Source organism: uncultured Jatrophihabitans sp., assembly GCF_964252635.1.
Taxonomy (GTDB): Bacteria; Actinomycetota; Actinomycetes; order Mycobacteriales; family Jatrophihabitantaceae; genus Jatrophihabitans.
On the sequence record NZ_CAXUNP010000001.1, the window covers coordinates 146,753 to 166,324 of the forward strand.

Here is a 19,572-nt window from a genome sequence, read left to right on the forward strand (position 1 = left end):
CCGGGCCCCCCCGGGGGGGGGCGGGGGGGGCCCCCGCCGCCGCCCCGCGTCCGGTCAGAAGTTGAACTGGTCGATGTTGGTCTTGTCGAACACCGTGGGCGGGCCGAGCACGACCGAGAGTCCGCCGTCGGCCGACGAGATCGTGTACGTCTTGTTCAGCGATCCCGCGGTGAAGGTGGTGCCGTTGGCCAACGACTTGCCCGACGCGAGCCACGCCGCCGCGTACCCGGCGAGGTAGCCGAGGTTGGACGGGTTCCACAGCTCGAAGGACGTCACGGTGCCGTCCTTGATGTACTTGCGCATCTGCGACGGCAGGCCCAGCCCGGTCAGCGTCACCTTCTTGGCCACGCTCGGGTGCGTCGACAGGTACTGCGCGGCGGTCGAGATGCCGACCGTGGTGGGCGAGATGATGCCCTTGAGGTTCGGGTACGCGGAGAGCAGACCCTGGAGCACGGTCAGTGACGTCGCCGGGTCGTCGTTGCCGTAGACGGTCGACACCAGCTTCATGTTCGGGTACTTCGTCAGCTGCGTCTTCATGTACTTGATCCAGGCGTTCTGGTTGGTCGCGCTTGCCGCGGCCGACAGGATCGCGATCTGGCCGCTGCTGCCGATCTGCTTGGCCAGCAGGTCGACCTCGGACGTGCCGATGGTCTTGGTGTCGGCCTGGTTGATGAACAGGTGACTGGGGCTCGTGCCGCAGCTGATGTCCGAGTCGAAGGCGACGATCTTGATGCCTGCCTTCGCCGCCCGGTTGAGCGACGGGCACAGCGCCGACGGGTCGTTGGCGGCGATGACGATGGCGTCGGCCTTGGCCTGGATCGCGGCCTGGATGGACGGCAGCTGCGCAGCCGCGGTGTCGGCCGTGCCGCTGCTCACCGTGACCGAGCCGCCCAGCTCGGACAGCGCCTTCTGCCCGCCCTTGTCGGCCAGCACCTCGTAGGGGTTCTGGGTGTCCTTGGGGATGAAATAGACCTTCAGGCCGCTCTTCGGCTTGGTGGCCGCACCGGCGGAGCTGCCCCCGCTGGCGTTGCCGCCGGATGCGCCGCCACTGCTCCCGCTCTTCGTGCTGGTCGAGCCGCAGGCGGCCAGGGCGCCCCCGGCGAGCACGGCGCACAACGCCGCGGTCGCCGCGCGGCGCGCGATCCCGGTTCCGTTCATCTTGTTGCCCCTCTTCGTCGAGTCGTCATCGGTGGTGGTGGGTGGATGGAACGCGTCGTGCGGTGCCGGCGGTCAGGCGAGCCGGGTCGGGCGGCGGAACCGGTCCCGTAGGCGGCGTACCGCTTCCGGCCCGTTGGGAACGATCACGCTGATGAGCAGCAGGACACCGGTGACGATGTTCTGCTTGTCCGCGGAGACGTTGATCTGGGTCAGCGCCATCTGCAGGCTGCCGACGATGGCCACGGAGAGCACGACGCCGACGATCGTGCCGCGGCCACCGAAGATCGACACGCCGCCGAAGAGCACGATGGCGACGACGTTGAGTTCGAGCCCGGTGCCGGCGCTGTAGCTCACCGAGGCGTTCTGCATCGTGAGCAGGATCCCGGCGAAGGCGCTGAGCACCCCGCTGAGCACGAACAGCCAGAGCTTGATGCGGTTGACACGGATGCCCGCGAACTCGGCCGCCTCGGGCTGGAGCCCGATGGCCACCATCGAGCGGCCCAGCGTCGTGAAGTGCAGGACGATCCCGAAGATCACGGCCAGCACGACGAAGATCACCATCGACCAGGAGAACTGGGAGCCGGGGATCGAGTTGGCGCCGATGTTGGTCAGCCAGCTCGGGAACTCGCGGTCGCCGATACCGGGGATGGTGTCCGAACCCAGCAGCACCTCGGCCAGACCGCGGAACAACGTCAACGTGCCGATGGTGACGGCGATGGACGGCAGCCCGACCTTGGCCACGAGGATCCCGTTGAGCGCGCCCCCGACCACGCCCACCAGCAGCGCCACGAGGAAGCAGGGCCAGATGCCCCATCCGTGGTGCCAGAGGTAGCCGACAGTCGCACCCGACAGCCCCAGCATGGACGCGACCGACAGGTCGATCTCACCGGTCATGACCACGAAGGTCATCGGCAGCGCCATGATCGCGATGTAGCCGGTGTTGATGCCCAGGAAGAAGATGGTGCTGGGGTTGGTGAACGTCGGCGACCTGACGCTGCCGAAGATCAGCACGCCGATGAGGACGACGACCAGGCCGGACTCCCAGCGCGCGGCCGACCGCCAGCGGGCCCGGGGGGCCTCGGCGGGTGGCTCGGTCGCCGCGCTACCTGGCTTGCGGAGGATGACGTCAGAGCTCACGGTGCGCTCCCTCGGCCGACTGCAGCTGCTTGGTGACCCGTACCGACAGCCAGCGGTCGAAGGCGATGGCCACGAGCAGCAGGGCGCCGGCGATGGCCTGGTTCCAGAAGGCGGAGATCCGCCCGGCCACCAGGGCCTGGTTGATGGTGTTGAGGAGCACGGCGCCGAGCGCAGCGCCGACAACGGTGCCGCTGCCGCCGAAGATGGCCACCCCGCCGACCACGACCGCGGCCACGACGCTGAGCTCGTACCCCAGCCCGCCGCTGTTGTCGATCTGGGTGTGCAGGGCGAGGAACAGGGCTCCCGCCAGGCCGGCGAGCGCGCCGCTGATGAGGAACGCGGTAAACACCCGCCGTTCGATCGGCACGCCGGCCAGGGCCGCGGCGTCCGGGTTCGAGCCGATGGCGTAGAGGTCGCGGCTGGCCCGGAACGAGCGCATCGCGTAGCCGGCGATGGCCACGACGACGGCGACGATGATCGCGAGCCACGGGATGCCGAGCAGGTTCTTGTACCCCACCGCGGTGAAGCTGGTCGGGATCGACGTGGGGTCGATGCGGTCGCCGCTGACGATCACACCGTCGATACCCCGGATGACGTAGAGCATCCCCAGGGTGACGACCAGGCTGGGGACGCGCAACGCGGTGACGACGAGGCCGTTGACCGCCCCGCACACCACCCCGACCCCGATGCCGATGACGAACCCGGACCAGGTCGGGATGTGGTGGTACTTGAACAGGTCGCCGACGATGTAGGCCGACAGCCCCAGTACCGAGCCGACCGACAGGTCCACGTTGCGGGTGACGATCACCAGCGTCTCGCCGACCCCGAGCAGGGCGATCAGGGCCGCGCCGGTGAGCAGCTGCTGCAGCGACGACGCGTCGAGGAAGTGGTGGTTGTTGACGGCGGTGACGAGCACGACCAGGACGATGAGCAGGGCGATGCCGGCCTCGCGGGCCCGGAGCAACCGAAGCATCAGGCCGTTGTCGCCCCTGCCACCGCTGCCACCGCTCGTGCTGAGGGTGGGCGCCGTCGCCGTGCTCACGACACGAGCTCCGGGCTCTGGCCGGTGGCGGCGCGCATGATCGAGTTCTCGTCGGCCTCGGCCCGCGTGAGGTCGGCGGTGAGTCGCCCCTCCCGCAGAACCAGGACACGGTCGGCCATACCCAGGACCTCCGGCAGTTCGGACGAGATCATCAGCACGGCCATCCCGTCGGCGACCAGGCCGTCGAGGATCCGGTGGACCTCGGCCTTGGTGCCGACGTCGATGCCCCGCGTGGGTTCGTCGATGATCAACAATTTGGGTTCGCGGGCGAGCCACTTGCCCAGGACGACCTTCTGCTGGTTGCCGCCGGACAGCGTCGACACCGCGTCGCGCATCCGGCCGTACTTCAGCTGCAGCCGCGGGGCCCAGGCCCGGGCCAGCGAGCGCTCGCTGCCCCGCAGGATCAGGCCCAGCCGGCTCAGGCGGGCCAACGACCCGAGCGCCATGTTCTGGTCGATGCCCAGGTCCATGACGAGGCCCTGCTGGCGCCGGTCCTCGGGGACCAGAGCCATGCCGGCCGCCATCGCGGCGCGGGCGTTGCCGTTGGGCAATTCGCGCCCGGCGAGCCGCACCGTGCCGGACGTCCGCTTGTCGATGCCGAAGACGGCGCGGGCGACCTCGGAGCGCCCGGCGCCGACGAGCCCGGCCAGCGCGACGATCTCGCCCGCCCGCACCTCGAAGCTGACGTCGTGGAAGACGCCGGCGCGGTGCAGGTCGCGCACCTCGAGGACGACCTCGCCCGGCGCGGTGTCGGTCTTGGGGAACAACGCGTCGAGGTCGCGACCCACCATCGAACGGATGATGTCGTCGACCGTGACCTCGTCGATGCCCGCGCTGCGGACGAAGCGGCCGTCACGCATGATCGTCACCCGCTGGCAGCAGGCGAAGACCTCTTCGAGCCGGTGGGAGATGAACAGCACCGCCGCACCGCGGGCGCGCAACGTCTCGATGACCTGGAACAGCCGCACGACCTCGACCGTGGTCAGCGCCGCGGTGGGTTCGTCCATCACCAGCACCTGGGCGTCGAAGGACAGCGCCTTGGCGATCTCGACGATCTGCTGGTCGGCCACCGACAGGCCACGCGCAGGTCGGGCGGGATCGAGGGCGACACCGAGCTCGGTGAAGATGTCGGCCGCCGCGCGCTGCATGGCCCGTCGGTCGATACGACGCCCACCGCCCCGTGGCTGGCGGCCCATGAAGATGTTCTCGGCGACCGTGAGGTCGGGGAACAGCGAGGGCTCCTGGTAGATGATTGCGACGCCGGCGGCCTGCGCGTCCGACGGCCCGGTGAAGGCGACCTCGCGGCCGTCGAGGCTCAGCGTCCCTGAGTCGGGGCGGTGGACACCGCCCAGGATCTTCACCAGCGTCGACTTGCCCGCACCGTTCTCGCCGACCAGGGCGTGCGCCTCACCGCCCAGCAGCGTGATCGACCCGTCGCCGAGCGCGGTCACCGCACCGAAGCTCTTGGTCGCCCGGTCCAGGACGAGCCGGGGCGTGCTGTCCGCCATGGCGAGCTCCGTTCTGACCGTTGGGAATGAAACCTTTCATTTCTGTGGTCGAGAACGTAATCTGCCTCACGCGGGTCGTCAAGGGTCTGTTTCCGCGTCGTTACCGCGACGTTGCACCGCCCGGCGTCGGTCTCAACCCTGCGCCGTAGTGTTACGTCCTCGCTGTGCGAGACGGTTCTGGCTATATTTCGACGAAACGTTTTAATCGTGTGAGAGCCCGGTCCAGGGCGCGGGAGGGGCGCGATGAGCGAGTCCGCCAGCGTCGTCGACGTCGCCGAACGCGCGGGAGTCTCGCTGGGCACGGTGTCCAACGTCCTCAACCGCCCCGATCGGGTCGCCCCCGCCACCCGGGACCGGGTGATGACGGCGATCCGCGAGCTCGGCTTCGTGCGCAACGAGGCAGCCCGCCAGCTGCGAGCCGGCCGCAGCCGCACCATCGGTCTCGTGGTCCTCGACGTGGCCAACCCGTTCTTCACCGACCTCGCCCGCGGGGTCGAGACCACCGCCGGCCGCAGCGGGCTCTCGGTCGTGCTGTGCAACAGCAACGACGACCCCGACCGTGAGGGGCACTACCTGAGCCTGCTCCAGGAGCAACGCGCCTTCGGCATCCTCATCACCCCGGTGGCCCAGAGCCAGCCGATGATCGAGGCGGTGCGCCGCCGAGGGACACCGGTGGTGCTCGTCGACCGCGGCTCGAACCGGCGGCAGTGCTCGGTGTCGGTCAACGACAAGGTCGGCGGCGAGCTCGCCGCGGCCCACCTGGTGGCGCAGGGTCACCGACGCCTGGCCTTCGTGGGCGGCCCGCTGTCGCTCAACCAGGTGCAGGAGAGGCTGACCGGGTCCCGTGACGCGCTGCGTGCCGCCGGGTTGCCGGACGACGCGATCGTGGTCCTCGAGACGCCGCGGCTCGACGTCGCCTCCGGTCGCGCCACGGGCGCGCAGCTGGCCGCGATGCCGGCGCGGGACCGGCCCACGGCCGTGCTCTGCGCGAACGACCTGCTGGCCCTGGGCCTGCTGCAGGACTGCACGCAGCGCCGGTGGTCGGTGCCCGACGACCTCGCCATCGTCGGTTACGACGACATCGACTTCGCCTCGGCCGCCGCGGTGCCGCTGACCTCGGTGCGCCAGCCACGCGCGCAACTCGGGCAGGCGGCGATGGAGCTGCTGCTCGAGGAAGCCAACGATCCCGCGCACCACCGTCATCGTCAGGTCGTCTTCGAGCCGGAACTCGTGGTGCGGGATTCGACGTCGGCGAGCGCGGCATGAAGGTCGCATTGTTCGCCACCTGCCTCGTCGACGCGCTGTTCCCCGACGTCGCCAAGGCCACCGTCACCGTCCTGCGCCGGCTCGGTCACGACCCCGAGTTCCCGCTGCAGCAGAGCTGCTGCGGCCAGATGCACGTCAACACCGGGTACCCGCGCGAGGCCCTGCCGCTGGTGCGCGACCACGTCGACACGTTCGAGCCGTTCGACGCCGTCGTGGCGCCTAGCGGCTCGTGCGTCGGCTCGATCCGCCATCAGCACGCCGAGCTCGCCGAGCAGGCCGGCGACCACGCCCTGGCCGAGCGGGCCCGAGCCGTCGCCGCCAGGACCTACGAGCTCTCGGAGTTCCTGGTCGACGTGCTCGGCGTGGTCGACGTCGGTGCGTACTTCCCGCACCGTGTCACCTACCACCCGACGTGCCACTCGTTGCGGTTGCTGCGGGTGGGCGAACGCCCCTACCGGCTGCTGCGTGCGGTGCGCGGCATCGATCTGGTCGAGCTGCCGCGGGCCGAGGAGTGCTGCGGCTTCGGCGGTACGTTCGCGGTGAAGAACGGGGAGGTGTCCACGGCGATGCTGGCCGACAAGATGCGCGCCGTCGGCGACACCGGCGCGAGCGTGTGCACGGCCGGCGACGCCTCGTGCCTGATGCACATCGGCGGCGGGCTGGCCCGGTTGCGGACCGGCACACGCACCGTCCACCTGGCCGAGATCCTGGCCGGCACGATGGACTCCCCCGCATGACCTTCCTCGGCATGCCCGCGGGCTCGGGGCAGCTGACCGGCGACCGGTCCTTCCCCGCCGCCGCGCACGACGCGCTCGCCGACACCCAGCTGCGGCACAACCTGGCCAACGCCACGTCCACCATCCGCACCAAGCGCGCCGGCGTGGTGGCCGAGGTGCCGGACTGGGCCGAGCTGCGCGCTGCGGGTGCGGCGATCAAGGACGACGTGCTCGCCCACCTCGACACCCACCTCGTCCGTCTCGAGCAGCAGGTCACCGCGCGCGGCGGCACCGTGCACTGGGCCCGCGACGCCGACGAGGCGAACCACATCGTCACCGAACTCGTCCGCGCCACCGGGGAGCGGGAAGTCGTCAAGGTCAAGTCGATGGCCACCCAGGAGATCGGCCTGAACGAGGCCCTCGACGCCGCCGGGATCACCGCCACCGAGACCGACCTCGCCGAGCTCATCGTGCAGCTCGGCAACGACCGGCCCAGCCACATCCTGGTACCCGCCATCCACCGCAACCGCAGCGAGATCCGCGGGATCTTCGCCCGGGAGATGCCCGACGTAGACCCCGACCTGACCGACGAGCCCCGGGTGCTCGCCGAGGCCGCGCGGCGTCACCTGCGGCGCAAGTTCCTGAGCGCCCGGGTCGCGATCAGCGGGGCCAACTTCGCGGTCGCCGAGACGGGCACGCTCGCCGTCGTCGAGTCCGAGGGCAACGGCCGGATGTGCCTGACCCTGCCGCGCACGCTGATCACCGTCATGGGCATCGAGAAGCTGGTGCCCACCTGGCGCGACCTCGAGGTCTTCCTGCAGCTGCTGCCGCGCAGCAGCACCGGCGAACGGATGAACCCGTACACGTCGATGTGGACGGGTGCGACTGAGGGTCAAGACTTCCACCTCGTCCTGCTCGACAACGGGCGCACAGCCACGCTGGCCGACCCGCATGGCCGCGACGCGCTGCGCTGCATCCGCTGCTCGGCTTGCCTCAACGTCTGCCCGGTGTACGAGCGGGCCGGCGGGCACGCCTACGGGTCGACCTACCCCGGGCCGATCGGCGCGGTGCTCTCGCCGCAGATGACCGGCGTGACCGAAAACCAGTCGTTGCCGTTCGCGTCGTCGCTGTGCGGCGCCTGCTACGACGTCTGCCCGGTGGCCATCGACATCCCCTCGATGCTGGTGCACCTGCGTTCGCGGGTGACCGACGAGAAGGGCGCGACGCCCGAACGCGCGGCGATGCGATCGCTGGCGTGGGTGATGCGCTCGACGTGGCGCTGGACCCGTGCGGTGCGCGCGGCCCGGTTGTCCCGGCTGGTGCGCGGGCGGCGGGCGGTGCCGCCCCCGCTGTCGGCGTGGACCAGCTCGCGGGACATCCCCGAGCCGCCGCCGCAGAGCTTCCGCGACTGGTGGACCGACGGCCAGGGCCGCTCGTGAACGCTCGCGACGAGGTACTCGGCCGGATCCGGACGGCACTCACCGACCGCCCCGCACCCGCACCCGTCGTCCGGGACTACCGCGGGGTCCGCGGCGCGGGTGACGTCGACCTGTTCGTCGAGCGCGTCGACGACTACCGGGCAACCGTGCACCGCGACGTGCCGACCGGCGACGTGCTGCGTGGCCGCGGCATCACTCGCGTGGTCGTGCCCGACGGTTTCCCCGCCGAGCTGCTGCCCGCCGGCGTGGAGGTCGTCCGCGAGCCCGTCGACGTCGATGTCCTCGACGACGTGTCGGCCGTGCTGACGACCTGCCGCGTCGGTGTGGCCGAGACCGGCACGATCGTCCTCGACGCCGGGCCGGGCATGGGTCCGCGTGCGCTCACGCTGGTTCCCGACTACCACCTGGTCGTGGTGCACGCCGACCAGATCGTCGCCGGCGTCCCGGACGCGATCGCCGAGCTGGACCCGACCCGGCCGCTGACCTGGATCAGCGGGCCGAGTGCCACCAGCGACATCGAGTTGAACCGGGTCGAGGGCGTGCACGGGCCACGGACCCTCGACGTCACCGTGCTGTCCGCCTAGACCGCGCAAGCTGGGCGCGGCAGGCTGTACGGGCATGGACACCGCGCGCATCACCGAGATCCTCACCGACTCGGTCACGGCAGATCTCGTCGAGCGGCAACCGATCACGCAGATCGCCTACTCGGCGACCGACGGCAGCCCGCGGGCGGTTCCGGTCGGTTACCTGTTGCGCGAGGGCACGTTCCTGTTCTACACCGTGCCGACCTCCGACAAGGTGGCGGCGCTGCGTCGGGACCCGCGGATCGCGCTCACCGTCGACACCTTCCCGCCGCCGTGCTGCCTGCTCGTCCGGGGAACGGCCGAGCTGCGTGAGGAGGACGGTGTCCCCGACGAGTACCTCGAGGCGTCGTTCCGCACCATGCCGCAGGAGCAGCACGCCGGCTTCGAGCAGCAGGTCCGCTCGCTCTACGACTCGATGGTGCGGGTGATCGTGACGCCGACCTGGGTGCGCCTGAACGACTTCGAGCGCACCGCGCCGCGCGCGGTCGAGCGGTTGATCCAGGCCAAGCAGGGGTGACCTTCGCCGAGATCACCGCCGCCCGGGTGCCGGCGGGCTTGCGTGTCGAACCGGCCGAGCTGGGCGCCGACACCGGCGACCCGTGGTGCCGGCGGGTCGACGACGCCTCAGCCCGGACCCGGTGACAAGTGGTTGCGCCCGCCGTCAGGCGCGATCGCGCCACGGCGCGCGGTAGGCGCGGTAGCTGATCAGGCCGGTCGGGTAGCTGGCGTCGAAGACCAGCCGGCCCGCGCGGGTGAACTCCGACAGGCGCGGCAGCGCGCCCCAGCCCGTGAAGATGTTGCCGTTGGGCAGCAACTGGGTGCTGCCCTGCGACGTCGCGCTCTGCGTGGCCGGTTCGTCGTCCTCCGCCACCAGCGTCGCGGTGCGGTGCCGGACGTCGAGCTTGACCACCTCAGAGCGGCTGTACGGCAGGGCCACCAGCACGCTGTTGCCGGTGTTCGCCAGGCCGGCGGCCGAGTTGTCGAAGACGGTGAAGACGCCGCGTCCGTGGTCCTCGATGTCGTGCTGCCAGGCGAACAGGGTGCCGGCGTTCGTGAGGGTGGTGCCCTTCGCCGCCTTCACCGTGAACGAGCTGTTCTTGCCGCCGAGCGTCCACAGGACCTTGCCCGTGCGGCGTTGGATGTCGTAGGCGGCCCAGGTGTTGCGCGAGTCGACGAGCAGGTTGTTGTGGCTGTCGACCTTGACGGCGTTGACGTGGAACCAGTCCCAGGGCGTGCTGGCGCTCGCGGGCAGCGGCTGCTGACTGGCCGAGTACGGCACGTGGTCGGCGCTGTTCCACGAGAACAGGACCTTGCCCGTCTTGATGTCGATCTCCTGCACGACGCCGTTGATGACGGCTTGGTTCGCCGGGCCGCCGATCGAGGTGAGGTCGGCCGTGGCCTTGGTGTAGGCCAGGACCAGCGCGGTGTTCTTCTTCGTGATCAGGAACTCGTGGCCGTCGGCGTGCAGGCCCTTGCCTGCGCGCACGGTGGAGATCCGCCGGTGGTGGCTGTCGTAGATGTAGTCGGCGCCGGTGGTCAGGCCGCCCAGGCCGGTGCCCTGCCAGAACGTGAGCACCGGTTTTCCGCGGTAGGTCTGCGGGCGGAAGTCGGCGATCTGCGTGCCTGCCGCGGCGCGGTGGAACCAGACGACCTTCTTCCCGTCGGGGCTGAGGATCTCGGCGCCCTGGCCGTAACTCGACGAGGTCCCGTATGGAGCCACGAAGATGTCGCCCCGTGCGCGCGAACCGGCGTCGTCCTTGGCAATCGTCAGCCGCGGCGCCGGGAGCGCGGTGGCGGCGGGAGCGGCCGATGCCGTGCCCACCGTCGCGCTGATCGCTGTGACCGCCGCCAGCGCCGAGGCGCCGGCGAGCATCGCTGTCTTCCTTGCACGCATGCACAGATCCCGTCTCGAGTACGCATGTCTACTTTGTTCATATACATACTTACCAGGGCGGTTGTGGCCGTCGCTCGCGGACCCGGTCGTGCGTGGCGTACTGACGACCCCGGGCAGGATCGCGCGTCAGGCTTCTCGGGTCAGCCCTCGCCGCACGGCATAGGTGGCGGCCGCAGCTCGGGACGTGAGGCCCAGCGCGGCGTAGATGTTCGACACGTGTCGGTGCACGGTGTGCTCGCTGAGGTGCAGGGCCGCGGCGATCTGGGCGTTGGACAGCCCGTCGGCCAGTAGGCGCAGCACGTCGATCTGTCGGGCGGTGAGCGGCCCGTCGTCGGCGTTGTCGGCGTTGTCGGCGTTGTCGCCGTGCAGGATCGCCTCGGCGCGGACCGCGACCGGCGCACCCTGCAGGGACGGCAGCAGCAGGTCGAGCGCGGCGGCCGCCTGCTCGCCGGCCGCAGGATCGCCCTGACGATCGAGCAGCTCGGCGAGCTCGACACGGCACTCGGCCTCGTCGAAGGGCAGGCCGGCGGCACGGAAATGGCGCGCGGCGTCCTGCCACAGTCCGACGGCGTCCTCCGCGGTGTCCCCTGCGGCATCCACCGCGGCGTCCCGGTGGCCGGCCAGTAGTGCCTCGGCGACGGCCGCGCGCGCCAGGAAGGCCTCGGCACCGACGGTCACGGCCATGCCGCGGAGCTCGTCGGCCGCCGCCCGTGCTCGTGCGTGCTGCCCGGACGAGACCGCGACCCTGACTGCGACGGCGAGGACGCCGGCCCGCTCGAGCTGGCCAGGTCGCAGCGCGCGCAGCAGCTCGCTGACGACGGTCTGCGCGCGTGCGGTGTCACCCTCGGCGAGCCTGCTCAGGGCCAACCCGCACAGCGCCACCGGGTGGAAGCCGACCTGCCTGAGCAGGGACTCCGCTTCGGCACGCCGTCCCTGCCGTCGTCGCAACTCGCCGAGGTGGGCAACGGCATCGAGACGACCCACCCGCCGGGAGTGCTCGAGTTCGGTCAGCACGTCAGCCAACGCGGACTCGGCCTCGGCGCAGTCGCCGCGAGCCAGCAGGACTGCGGCGTACTGCGTCCGGCAGACGGCGGACAGCGGCGCCAGATCCCGTTCCTCGGACAGGTGAGCGACCCGCGCACACCATTCACCGGCGCGGGCGAAGTCGCCCGTCTCCTGACACGCGGTGATCAACCAGCAACAGATCTTGCCGGCCCACATGAGGTCCGTGACGTCGCCCGCGGTCGCCGCTCCGACCGCCGCGTCCAGCTCGGCCACGCCCGCACCGACCTGGCCGAGCCGGACGCGCGAGAGTCCGGTGAGCGCACGGCCGACGCTGGCCAGGTCCTCGTCACCCACCTCGCGTCCGATCGTGCCGGCCTGCGCCGCCGCTCGCAGCGCCTCCTCGGCGTCGTGATCGACGGCCAGGGCCACCTCGGCGCGGCGCACGGCCAGCCAGCCCGCCTCGGCCACATCGATACGGCCGTCGAGCAGGTCGGCGGCACGGGCCAGCCACCCCCGCGCGACCGCGACGCCGCCGCCGAACAGCAGCGTGTCGTAACCGAGCGTGGCAGCGACGCGCGCCGCACCGCGATCGTCACCGGCGGCACGGAATCCGCGGTACGCGGCCTGCCGTGCACCGATCGCGACGTCCGCGTCGTCCAACCACCAGGCAGCCTGGGCCATGCCCTCCTGTGCCGACGGGTCGCCCGCAGCAGCCAGCGGTGCAAACGCCTCGATCGCCGCCTGCCACCGGCCGGCGGCCAACGCGGCGGCTGCGTCGGCCGGCGACGTCGTCATCGGCTCAGCCTGACCTCGGACGTCGCCGCCGACAAGGGTCAGACGCCCACCCCAGCCGCGAGGGCGCGCACGTCCGCGGTGGTCAGGGCGTTGCCCGCGATGCCCCAGTCGCCGCTCGCGACCTCGTGGATGACGCACCACGTGACCGGGCGCATGTTCTCGCCCTCGATCCCGACCAGGGCGTCGGTGAGCCTGGTGATCATCTCGCCCTTCTGCTCGGCCGTGAACACGTCCTTGATGACGTTGACCTGGATCAGTGGCATGGCGTGGTTCCCTTCTGCGGTGGCCGACCGGGTTCGGAACGGCTCGGGAACCAGCCTCGTCGCACACTCAGAACGGCGCTTCGGCGAACCGGGCCATCTCGGTCGCCCCGGCCGGGTGGCCCGAACGGGCCATCACCCCGTGCTCAGTGCGATTCCTCGACGCTGCGGGAGTCGGTCAGCGTCAGCGCGCCCCAGCCGGCGAGGACGCCGACCACGACCGCCAGCGCGACGAAGATGACGCGCTCCCCGTGGAAGAACGACGCGACCAGGTGATCGCTCCACACCCCGTTCGGCAGTACTCGCACGACCAGGGTGGCGATCAGCGTGCCGACGACCGCGGTGCCGACGCTGGTCCCGACCTCCTGGGCGGCGTCGTTGAGGGCCGCTCCGAGCGAGGTGCGGTTGTGCGGCATGGCGTCCACGAGCGCGACCGCGCAGATCGTCATGACGGTGCGCAGCCCGATGGTGAAGGTCACCAGGAACACCGCGATGGCGGCGTAACCGTGCGAGACGGCCCAGGCCAGCCCGACGAGCGACCCGGCCAACAGCGCGGCGCCGACGACACAGGCGATGCGGTGCCCGAAGCGCTTGCCGAGACCTTCGGAGATCGGCGTGGCGATGATCATCGTCAGGATCAGCGGCAGGTTCGCCAACCCGGCCCGGACGGGGCTCCATCCGTAGGCGTACTGGAAATGGATGATCAGCGAGAACATCACACCCGTCATCGCGATCGACGTGCCGGCCTGGGCGAGGCTCGCCCCGCGGACGGTGCCTTGGCGGAAGACGGTCAGGTCGAGCATCGGCTCCGGGGTGCGCCGTTCGTGCCAGATGAACACGACCAGCGCTGCGACTGCACCGATCCCCGACGCGATGGTCGCCGGGGCGTCCCATCCGTGGCCGGCCCCGCTGGTGGCGGTGTAGCAGGCCAGGCCGATCAGCACGATGCTGGCCAGCGCCCCGGGCAGGTCGGGCTTGTCCTTCGTGAGGCCCGCGGGGTCGTCGGCAGCCACCCCGAGGCGAACCCCGACGAACGCGATCAGCGCGATCGGCGCGTTGACCAGCAGCAGCCACTCCCACCGCACATGGGCCAGGGCGGTGCCCCCGACGAGCGGGCCGAGGATGAAACCGCTCATCCCGACGACGATCATGACCGTGACGGCCCGCATGCGCAGCGCCTTGTTGTCGAAGAGCCGGAACACCAACGAGTTGGTGATCGGCGCCATCATCGCCGCCGCAATGCCGAGCGCGGCGCGCAGCGCGATCAGCTGGCCGATCGAGTCGACCCAGATCACGAGCAGGCTGAGCAGCCCGAACAGTGCGAGCCCGACCTGCAGCACGCGACGGCGACCGAACCGGTCGGCGGCCGACCCGGCCGACAGCAGCAGGCCACCGAAGGTCAGCGAGTACGCGCCGGTCACCCACTGCAGGGCCGTCGTGTTGCCGCCCAGGTCGCGGCCGATGGTCGGCAGCGCGATGCCCAGCAGGGTGTTGTCGACCATCTCGACGAAGAACGCCAGGCAGAGCGCGAACAGCGGGATCCACGCCGCACGCAGCGACGGGTAGGTGCGCTCCGATGCGGGCGCGGTGGCGGTGACAGCCATGGCGTGCTCCTCCTCATCATTCGTCTCTGGAACGATGTTCCAGACCATCTTGGAACATCGTTCCAGGATGTGTCAAGATGGGTGGCGTGAGCGCAGCCGTCGGACGTCCGTCACGTCGATCGGATGCGCTCTCGCGGGAGCGGATCATCGCGACCGCCGTCGCCATCCTCGACGCCGACGGCGAGAGCGCCCTGACCTTCCGCTCGCTCGCCGCGGCGCTGGCCACCGGCCCCGGCGCGATCTACTGGCACGTGGCGAACAAGGACGAGCTGCTCGCCGCAGCCACGGATGCGATCGTCGCCGGGGTCACCGCTGCCGCCCCGGCGGACGCCTCGCCGCACGACCAGATCCGGACGGTTGCGCTCGGCCTCTTCGACGCCATCGACGCACACCCGTGGATCGGCTCGCACCTCGCACGCGAGCCGTGGCAGCTGGCGAGCATGCGCATCGTCGAGGCGATGGGCAGCAGGCTCACCGATCTCGGGGCGCCGGCGGCGCAGCATTTCAACGTGGCGACGGCCCTGGCGAGCTACGTCTGCGGGGCCGCCGCCCAGAACGCCGCGAACGCACGCAGCGCATCACCGGACGTGGACCGCGACACGGCACTCGCCACGGCTGCCCGCCGGTGGACCGAGCTCGACGAGGCCGAGTTCCCCTTCGTGCGCCGCATCGCGGCGCAGCTGCCCGGCCATGACGACCGTGAGCAGTTCCTCGCCGGCGTCGACCTCATCCTCGCCGGCACCGCCCGACCGTGAACGCGGCCGATCACCCGAGTCCGTCGAAGAACGCGGTGATGTCGCCGGCGAGCAGGGCGGGCTCCTCGTGGGGTGCGAAGTGGCCGCCGCGGGGCATCGTCGTGTACCGGGTCACGTTGTAGGTGCGCTCGGCCCAGCTGCGCGGGACGCGGCCGCCGAGGTCGGCCGGGAACAGGGCCAGGCCGGTCGGCACGTCGACGCGCTCGATGGGCCCGAGCAAGCCGTGCCCACCCTCGTAGTACTGGCGGAACGACGTCGAGATGGTGTCCGTGAACCAGTACAGCGACGCCTGCGTCAGCAGGAAGTCGTGGCTGAAGCGGCTCGACACATCGCCGTTGCAGTCACTCCAGTCGCGGTACTTCTCCACGATCCAGGCGAGCAGCCCGGCCGGTGAGTCGCTCAGTCCCTGGGCGAGGGTGAGCGGTTTGGTGCGCTGTTGATGGGCGTACGCACCCTGCTCGTTCGACCACCGGGTACCCGCGTCGAGGAACGCGCGCTCCTCGTCGGTCAGGTCGGCAACGTCCGAGCGCAGCGGGCGCTCGACGTCCATCAGGTGGATGCCGACGACAGCCTCCGGGTGCGCCTGGGCGAGGCGACTGGTGATGCCGACTCCCAGGTCGCCGCCGTGTGCGCCGTACCGTTCGAAGCCGAGCTCGTCGTGCATCAGCCGGTGCCACAGCTCGTGCACCGGCGGCGTCCGGTCGATCGACGGCCGCTGCTGGGAGAGGGTGAAGCCGGGCAGCGACGGGACGACCACGGTGCAGGCGTCGTCCGCGGAACCGCCGAACTCCGACGGGTGCGCAAGCCGTCGGGCGAGGCCGACGAGCTCGTAGAAGGTGCTCGGCCAGCCGTTGGTGAGGACGATCGGACGCGCGTCGGTTCGTTCGGCGTCGAAGCGCAGGTAGTGCAGGTCGACGCCGTCCAGGGTCGTGAAGTGCGACGGCAGAGCGTTGATCTCGGCCTCGCGTGCGCGCCAGTCGTAGCCGTCGGCCCAGTGGGCGACGAGGCGCTGCAGCAGGTCCGGATCGGTGCCGGCCTGCCAGGCCTCGAGGGGCCACGGTCGGGCCCATCTCGTGTTGCCGAGCCGGGCGCGGAGGTCGTCGACGTCGGCCTCGGGGACGTCGAGCAGTGGACGGGTGGGCGTGGGTTCCGTGGTGTACGACACCAGCAAAACGTAATAGCGGTGTCGCACTGTTGTCAACACCGGTATTCGGTTATAGTGGTGTCGTGGATCTGGCCCTGACCGAGGACTTCCTCAACACGATCGACGAGCGCACCTTCGCCGTGCAGGGCAAGGCCCATGTGCCCGGTGACGCCCTGACCTCACCCGCCACGTTGGCCACCTGGTTGGCCGCCCACGGGTTCTCGGACGAGGTGGGCGACCGCGAGCTCGAGGCAGCGCGTTCACTGCGCTCGGCGCTACGGGCTGCGCTCGGCACGGATTCGACCGACGCGACGGCGCGCGCCCTGGCGCGCTTCCCGCTCCGGCTCACCCCTGACGACTCCGGCCGCCTACAGGTCGCGGCGTCCACCGGCGTGCGTGGCCTGGACACGATCGTCGAGACGGTGGCTGTGAGCGTCGCGGACGGCGGGTGGCGCAGGATGAAGCTCTGTGCCTCGCCGGACTGTCGCTGGGCCTTCCACGACGCCTCGCGCAACGGCGCCGGGCGCTGGTGCTCGATGGGGGCGTGCGGCAACCGGCACAAGACCCGCGCCTACCGACAGCGGCAGGCCTGACACCGGCTGGTCATTTCGCGGTCAGCAGGTCTGGTGGGCTGCAGGACGCGTGTTGATCATGGCTGCGCAGGGCCCGGACACCCAGCACACCGATGATCGTGCCGAGCGTCAGCGAAACGACGGTGAGCACGAGGTGGACGCCGAAGAACGCGGTCATGCCGTCGTTCCACGACCGTTTGTCAGCCCAGATGTTCTTCAAGAAGGTGGGCCAGACGATCCAGCTCCACACGCCGAAGGCGACGAGGAACCATGCGACGCGTTTGGAGACGACCACGGCTCGAGTATCCGCGCCGTACCTGTGCGGGACGCGGCCGGACTCACGCTTCCGGGATCGGACGGTCGAACAGCTCGGCGCGGTCGCCGTCCGGGTCCGGGCCGCCGCGACGGCCGGTGTCCAGCGCGTCCAGCGCGTCCAGCTCCGCGTCGGTGAGCTCGAAGTCGAAGACGTCGAAGTTCTCGGCGATGCGGCCGGGGTTCACCGACTTGGGAATGGCCGACCGACCACGCTGCAGGTGCCAGCGCAGCATGACCTGCGCCGCGGACTTCCCGTGCTTGCGCCCGATGCCGACCACCGTGTGGTCCTCGAGTGCATTGGTCAGGTCGTTGTCGTAGCCGGGGTAGAAGGTGATGCCGCCGATCGGTGACCAGGCCTGGTCGAGGATGTCGTGCTGCGCATCGGCCTGCTGCACCGCCGGCTGGGTGAAGAACGGGTGCAGCTCGACCTGGTTGAGGGCCGGCGGCACGTCGGTCTGGGCCATCAGGTCGGCCAGGTGGTGGGGCATGAAGTTGCTGACCCCGATGGCCCGCACCTTGCCCTGCTCGAGCAAGGTCTGCAGCGACCGGTACGCCTCGACGGTGCGCTCGAAGCGGGTCGGCGCCGGCGTGTGCAGGATGAGCAGGTCCAGGTGGTCGACCCCGAGCTTGCGTACCGCCTTCTCCCAGGCGTGCAGCGTCTGCTCGGTGCCGTAGTCGCTGACCCACACCTTGGTCTCGAGGAACACCTCGTCGCGGTCGACGCCGGAGGCCCGCAGCCCTTCGCCGACCTGGCGCTCGTTGCCGTAGATCGCCGCGGTGTCGATCAACCGGTACCCGACCTCCAGCGCACGGCGTACCGCGGCGGCCGTCTCGTCCGGCGGGCTCTGGAAGACCCCCAGCCCGAGGGCCGGCATCTGCACACCGTTGTTCAACGTCAGCGTCGTGTCCATGCCCTCGACGTTAGGACCACGCGGCAAGGCCGGGTTGCGTGGCTACCTGGGGCGCGGCGCCCGCAGCCCCTCGACCATGACGGCCAGCACCGTGCCGACCCGTGCGTCCCACTCCGACGCCGGGATCCGCGACAGCGCACCGAGCAGCAGGATGACGTCGGTCGCGTCGACGTCGGCACGTAGCTCGCCCGCACGGCGCCCCTGGTCCAGCAGCTCGCCGAGCGCGTCGTCGAGACGTACGTGCTGGTCGGCGTAGAGGTCCAGCCACGCCGAGGCCTCGATGGCCGCCATGACCCCCCGCTTCACCCGCGCGTACTCCGCGAGCCGGTCGAACCACCGGCGAAGCGCCTCGAGCGGGGCGTAGTCGGCGAGCAGGGCAGGCACGTCCGCGACCAGCTCGTCCATCTCGTGCCGGTACACCTCGGCCAGCAGGTGCTCGCGGGTCGGGAAGTGCCGGTACAGCGTCCCCTGCCCCACGCCGGCCGCGCCGGCCACGGCCTGCAGCCGCAGCTCGTCGACGGCGCCGTTCGACCCGGCCAGTGCAGCGCGGGCGGCGTCGACGATGCGAGCGCGGTTGACCTCCGCGTCGGCCCGACGACGTACCCGAGCAGGCACCGGGGCTCCTCTGCGTCCCGCTAAGCGGACAATTGTCCGCTAACCTGGATGAGGTAAACGGACAGCTGTCCGAACAGCGTAGACGAGGAGCACCCGATGACCGGCGTTCAGGGCGTTGAGGGCAAGGTCGTGGCGATCACGGGGTCGAGCAGCGGTATCGGGGAGGCGACCGCGCGGGAACTCGCCGGCCGGGGTGCCGCGGTGGTGTTGGGCGCACGACGCACCCAGCGGCTCGACGCGGTGGCCGAACGCATCCGCCACGACGGCGGCCGGGCCGAGGTGGTCGCGGTCGACGTGACGCAACGCGCCGACCTCGAGCGACTGGTGGCCACCGCGGTCGAGCGCTTCGACCGCCTCGACGTCCTGGTGAGCAACGCCGGAATCGCCCGTACCGGGTTGGTGAGCGAGCTCGACGTGGCCGGCTGGGACGCGATGATCGATGTCAACGTGCGCGGCGTGCTGTACGGCATCGCGGCCGCGCTCCCCGTCTTCCGACGGCAGGGCCGCGGTCACTTCGTCACGACGGTGTCGACCTCAGGACTGAAGATCACCCCGGGCCAGGCCGTGTACGCCGGCACCAAGAACGCCGTGCGGACCCTGCTCGAGGCCCTGCGTCAGGAGTCGACCGACGGCTCGCTGCGCACCACGTCGATCTCGCCGGGATTCGTCCGTACCGAGCTCGTCGACGCCGTCGAGAACCCCGACGTCCGCGAACAGATGCAGCAGCGCATGGCCGAGATCGGTATTGCCCCGGAGGCGGTGGCCAGGGCCATCGCCTTCGCGATCGAGCAGCCCGCCGACGTCGAGATCGGCGACCTGACCATCCGGCCGGCCGTTCAGAACTGACGGCCG

21 protein-coding genes are annotated in these 19,572 nt (G+C 70.7%); 9 read left to right on the top strand and 12 right to left on the bottom strand.

The window, feature by feature from the left end; all coding sequences use genetic code 11:
* Positions 1-54: 54 nt before the first annotated feature.
* From ACFFCA_RS00655 to ACFFCA_RS00670, 4 genes are all read right to left on the bottom strand, one after another.
* Positions 55-1,158, bottom strand: coding sequence for a substrate-binding domain-containing protein (locus ACFFCA_RS00655; RefSeq protein WP_375480977.1), 1,104 nt, complete (start codon positions 1,156-1,158; stop codon positions 55-57).
* Between the two features lie 72 nt (positions 1,159-1,230).
* Entirely contained in the window at positions 1,231-2,295 is a 1,065-nt protein-coding gene (locus ACFFCA_RS00660; protein WP_375480978.1) for an ABC transporter permease, read from the bottom strand.
* Positions 2,285-3,337: an ABC transporter permease gene (locus tag ACFFCA_RS00665; protein WP_375480979.1), complete on the bottom strand. Its 1,053-nt coding sequence runs from the start codon at positions 3,335-3,337 to the stop codon at positions 2,285-2,287. Before ACFFCA_RS00665 ends, ACFFCA_RS00660 begins: the two co-directional genes overlap by 11 nt.
* Positions 3,334-4,845: a sugar ABC transporter ATP-binding protein gene (locus ACFFCA_RS00670; RefSeq protein WP_375480980.1), complete on the bottom strand. Its 1,512-nt coding sequence runs from the start codon at positions 4,843-4,845 to the stop codon at positions 3,334-3,336. Before ACFFCA_RS00670 ends, ACFFCA_RS00665 begins: the two co-directional genes overlap by 4 nt.
* Positions 4,846-5,088: 243 nt before the next feature.
* On the opposite strand from ACFFCA_RS00670, the gene ACFFCA_RS00675 reads away from it, so the two are divergent.
* Genes ACFFCA_RS00675 through ACFFCA_RS00700 form a run of 6 tightly spaced genes read left to right on the top strand, consistent with a single transcriptional unit; the run spans position 5,089 to position 9,492 of the window.
* On the top strand, positions 5,089-6,111 hold the full coding sequence (locus ACFFCA_RS00675; protein WP_375480981.1) for a LacI family DNA-binding transcriptional regulator: 1,023 nt from the start codon (positions 5,089-5,091) through the stop codon (positions 6,109-6,111).
* Positions 6,108-6,848, top strand: a complete 741-nt coding sequence (locus tag ACFFCA_RS00680; protein ID WP_375480982.1) for a (Fe-S)-binding protein — start codon at positions 6,108-6,110, stop codon at positions 6,846-6,848. The genes ACFFCA_RS00675 and ACFFCA_RS00680 overlap by 4 nt, the downstream gene beginning before the upstream one ends.
* Positions 6,845-8,266: a LutB/LldF family L-lactate oxidation iron-sulfur protein gene (locus ACFFCA_RS00685; protein WP_375480983.1), complete on the top strand. Its 1,422-nt coding sequence runs from the start codon at positions 6,845-6,847 to the stop codon at positions 8,264-8,266. The genes ACFFCA_RS00680 and ACFFCA_RS00685 overlap by 4 nt, the downstream gene beginning before the upstream one ends.
* On the top strand, positions 8,263-8,850 hold the full coding sequence (locus ACFFCA_RS00690) for a lactate utilization protein C (protein ID WP_375480984.1): 588 nt from the start codon (positions 8,263-8,265) through the stop codon (positions 8,848-8,850). The genes ACFFCA_RS00685 and ACFFCA_RS00690 overlap by 4 nt, the downstream gene beginning before the upstream one ends.
* A 34-nt stretch (positions 8,851-8,884) precedes the next feature.
* Positions 8,885-9,367, top strand: coding sequence for a pyridoxamine 5'-phosphate oxidase family protein (locus ACFFCA_RS00695; RefSeq protein WP_375480985.1), 483 nt, complete (start codon positions 8,885-8,887; stop codon positions 9,365-9,367).
* On the top strand, positions 9,364-9,492 hold the full coding sequence (locus ACFFCA_RS00700) for a hypothetical protein (RefSeq protein WP_375480986.1): 129 nt from the start codon (positions 9,364-9,366) through the stop codon (positions 9,490-9,492). The genes ACFFCA_RS00695 and ACFFCA_RS00700 overlap by 4 nt, the downstream gene beginning before the upstream one ends.
* 19 nt (positions 9,493-9,511) lie before the next feature.
* On the opposite strand, the gene ACFFCA_RS00705 is transcribed toward ACFFCA_RS00700, so the two are convergent.
* The 4 genes from ACFFCA_RS00705 to ACFFCA_RS00720 all read right to left on the bottom strand — a co-directional run bounded on the left by ACFFCA_RS00705 (position 9,512) and on the right by ACFFCA_RS00720 (position 14,408).
* On the bottom strand, positions 9,512-10,723 hold the full coding sequence (locus tag ACFFCA_RS00705; RefSeq protein WP_375480987.1) for an arylsulfotransferase family protein: 1,212 nt from the start codon (positions 10,721-10,723) through the stop codon (positions 9,512-9,514).
* A 147-nt stretch (positions 10,724-10,870) separates the two neighbouring features.
* On the bottom strand, positions 10,871-12,544 hold the full coding sequence (locus tag ACFFCA_RS00710; RefSeq protein WP_375480988.1) for a LuxR C-terminal-related transcriptional regulator: 1,674 nt from the start codon (positions 12,542-12,544) through the stop codon (positions 10,871-10,873).
* 38 nt (positions 12,545-12,582) lie between these two features.
* Entirely contained in the window at positions 12,583-12,807 is a 225-nt protein-coding gene (locus tag ACFFCA_RS00715) for a 4-oxalocrotonate tautomerase family protein (protein ID WP_375480989.1), read from the bottom strand.
* Positions 12,808-12,950: 143 nt separating this feature from the next.
* Positions 12,951-14,408 (bottom strand): MFS transporter, encoded by a 1,458-nt coding sequence (locus ACFFCA_RS00720; protein ID WP_375480990.1) that lies wholly within the window; start codon positions 14,406-14,408, stop codon positions 12,951-12,953.
* 77 nt (positions 14,409-14,485) lie between these two features.
* Here ACFFCA_RS00720 and ACFFCA_RS00725 point away from each other — a divergent pair, with 77 nt between their 5' ends.
* Complete coding sequence (locus ACFFCA_RS00725; protein WP_375480991.1) at positions 14,486-15,163, top strand: TetR/AcrR family transcriptional regulator; 678 nt, start codon at positions 14,486-14,488, stop codon at positions 15,161-15,163.
* Between the two features lie 10 nt (positions 15,164-15,173).
* Here the strand turns inward: ACFFCA_RS00725 and ACFFCA_RS00730 are convergent, their stop codons facing one another.
* Positions 15,174-16,328 (bottom strand): epoxide hydrolase family protein, encoded by a 1,155-nt coding sequence (locus ACFFCA_RS00730; protein ID WP_375480992.1) that lies wholly within the window; start codon positions 16,326-16,328, stop codon positions 15,174-15,176.
* Between the two features lie 62 nt (positions 16,329-16,390).
* Between ACFFCA_RS00730 and ACFFCA_RS00735 the strand changes: the two genes are divergently transcribed.
* The gene (locus ACFFCA_RS00735) at positions 16,391-16,900 is read left to right on the top strand and encodes a CGNR zinc finger domain-containing protein (RefSeq protein ID WP_375480993.1); all 510 of its coding nucleotides are present in this window, start codon (positions 16,391-16,393) and stop codon (positions 16,898-16,900) included.
* 10 nt (positions 16,901-16,910) lie between these two features.
* On the opposite strand, the gene ACFFCA_RS00740 is transcribed toward ACFFCA_RS00735, so the two are convergent.
* Genes ACFFCA_RS00740 through ACFFCA_RS00750 form a run of 3 tightly spaced genes read right to left on the bottom strand, consistent with a single transcriptional unit; the run spans position 16,911 to position 18,720 of the window.
* On the bottom strand, positions 16,911-17,174 hold the full coding sequence (locus ACFFCA_RS00740) for an SCO4848 family membrane protein (RefSeq protein WP_375480994.1): 264 nt from the start codon (positions 17,172-17,174) through the stop codon (positions 16,911-16,913).
* Between the two features lie 43 nt (positions 17,175-17,217).
* Positions 17,218-18,105 (bottom strand): aldo/keto reductase, encoded by an 888-nt coding sequence (locus ACFFCA_RS00745; RefSeq protein WP_375480995.1) that lies wholly within the window; start codon positions 18,103-18,105, stop codon positions 17,218-17,220.
* A gap of 42 nt (positions 18,106-18,147) precedes the next feature.
* A complete protein-coding gene (locus tag ACFFCA_RS00750; protein ID WP_375480996.1) occupies positions 18,148-18,720 on the bottom strand; it encodes a TetR/AcrR family transcriptional regulator in 573 nt (190 codons plus the stop codon).
* A gap of 96 nt (positions 18,721-18,816) precedes the next feature.
* On the opposite strand from ACFFCA_RS00750, the gene ACFFCA_RS00755 reads away from it, so the two are divergent.
* Positions 18,817-19,566 carry an SDR family oxidoreductase gene (locus ACFFCA_RS00755; RefSeq protein ID WP_375480997.1) on the top strand — a complete coding sequence of 250 codons (750 nt, stop codon included), beginning with the start codon at positions 18,817-18,819 and terminating at the stop codon, positions 19,564-19,566.
* The last annotated feature ends 6 nt before the right edge of the window (positions 19,567-19,572 follow it).

Excerpts from the sequence above, each read along its gene's own strand:
- ACFFCA_RS00655 (WP_375480977.1), bottom strand. The coding sequence starts at position 1,158 with ATGAACGGAACCGGGATCGCGCGCCGCGCGGCGACCGCGGCGTTGTGC.
- ACFFCA_RS00670 (WP_375480980.1), bottom strand. The coding sequence starts at position 4,845 with ATGGCGGACAGCACGCCCCGGCTCGTCCTGGACCGGGCGACCAAGAGC.
- ACFFCA_RS00675 (WP_375480981.1), top strand. The coding sequence starts at position 5,089 with ATGAGCGAGTCCGCCAGCGTCGTCGACGTCGCCGAACGCGCGGGAGTC.
- ACFFCA_RS00680 (WP_375480982.1), top strand. The coding sequence starts at position 6,108 with ATGAAGGTCGCATTGTTCGCCACCTGCCTCGTCGACGCGCTGTTCCCC.
- ACFFCA_RS00685 (WP_375480983.1), top strand. The coding sequence starts at position 6,845 with ATGACCTTCCTCGGCATGCCCGCGGGCTCGGGGCAGCTGACCGGCGAC.
- ACFFCA_RS00695 (WP_375480985.1), top strand. The coding sequence starts at position 8,885 with ATGGACACCGCGCGCATCACCGAGATCCTCACCGACTCGGTCACGGCA.
- ACFFCA_RS00705 (WP_375480987.1), bottom strand. The coding sequence starts at position 10,723 with ATGCTCGCCGGCGCCTCGGCGCTGGCGGCGGTCACAGCGATCAGCGCG.
- ACFFCA_RS00710 (WP_375480988.1), bottom strand. The coding sequence starts at position 12,544 with ATGACGACGTCGCCGGCCGACGCAGCCGCCGCGTTGGCCGCCGGCCGG.
- ACFFCA_RS00715 (WP_375480989.1), bottom strand. The coding sequence starts at position 12,807 with ATGCCACTGATCCAGGTCAACGTCATCAAGGACGTGTTCACGGCCGAG.
- ACFFCA_RS00720 (WP_375480990.1), bottom strand. The coding sequence starts at position 14,408 with ATGGCTGTCACCGCCACCGCGCCCGCATCGGAGCGCACCTACCCGTCG.
- ACFFCA_RS00725 (WP_375480991.1), top strand. The coding sequence starts at position 14,486 with ATGGGTGGCGTGAGCGCAGCCGTCGGACGTCCGTCACGTCGATCGGAT.
- ACFFCA_RS00745 (WP_375480995.1), bottom strand. The coding sequence starts at position 18,105 with ATGGACACGACGCTGACGTTGAACAACGGTGTGCAGATGCCGGCCCTC.
- ACFFCA_RS00755 (WP_375480997.1), top strand. The coding sequence starts at position 18,817 with ATGACCGGCGTTCAGGGCGTTGAGGGCAAGGTCGTGGCGATCACGGGG.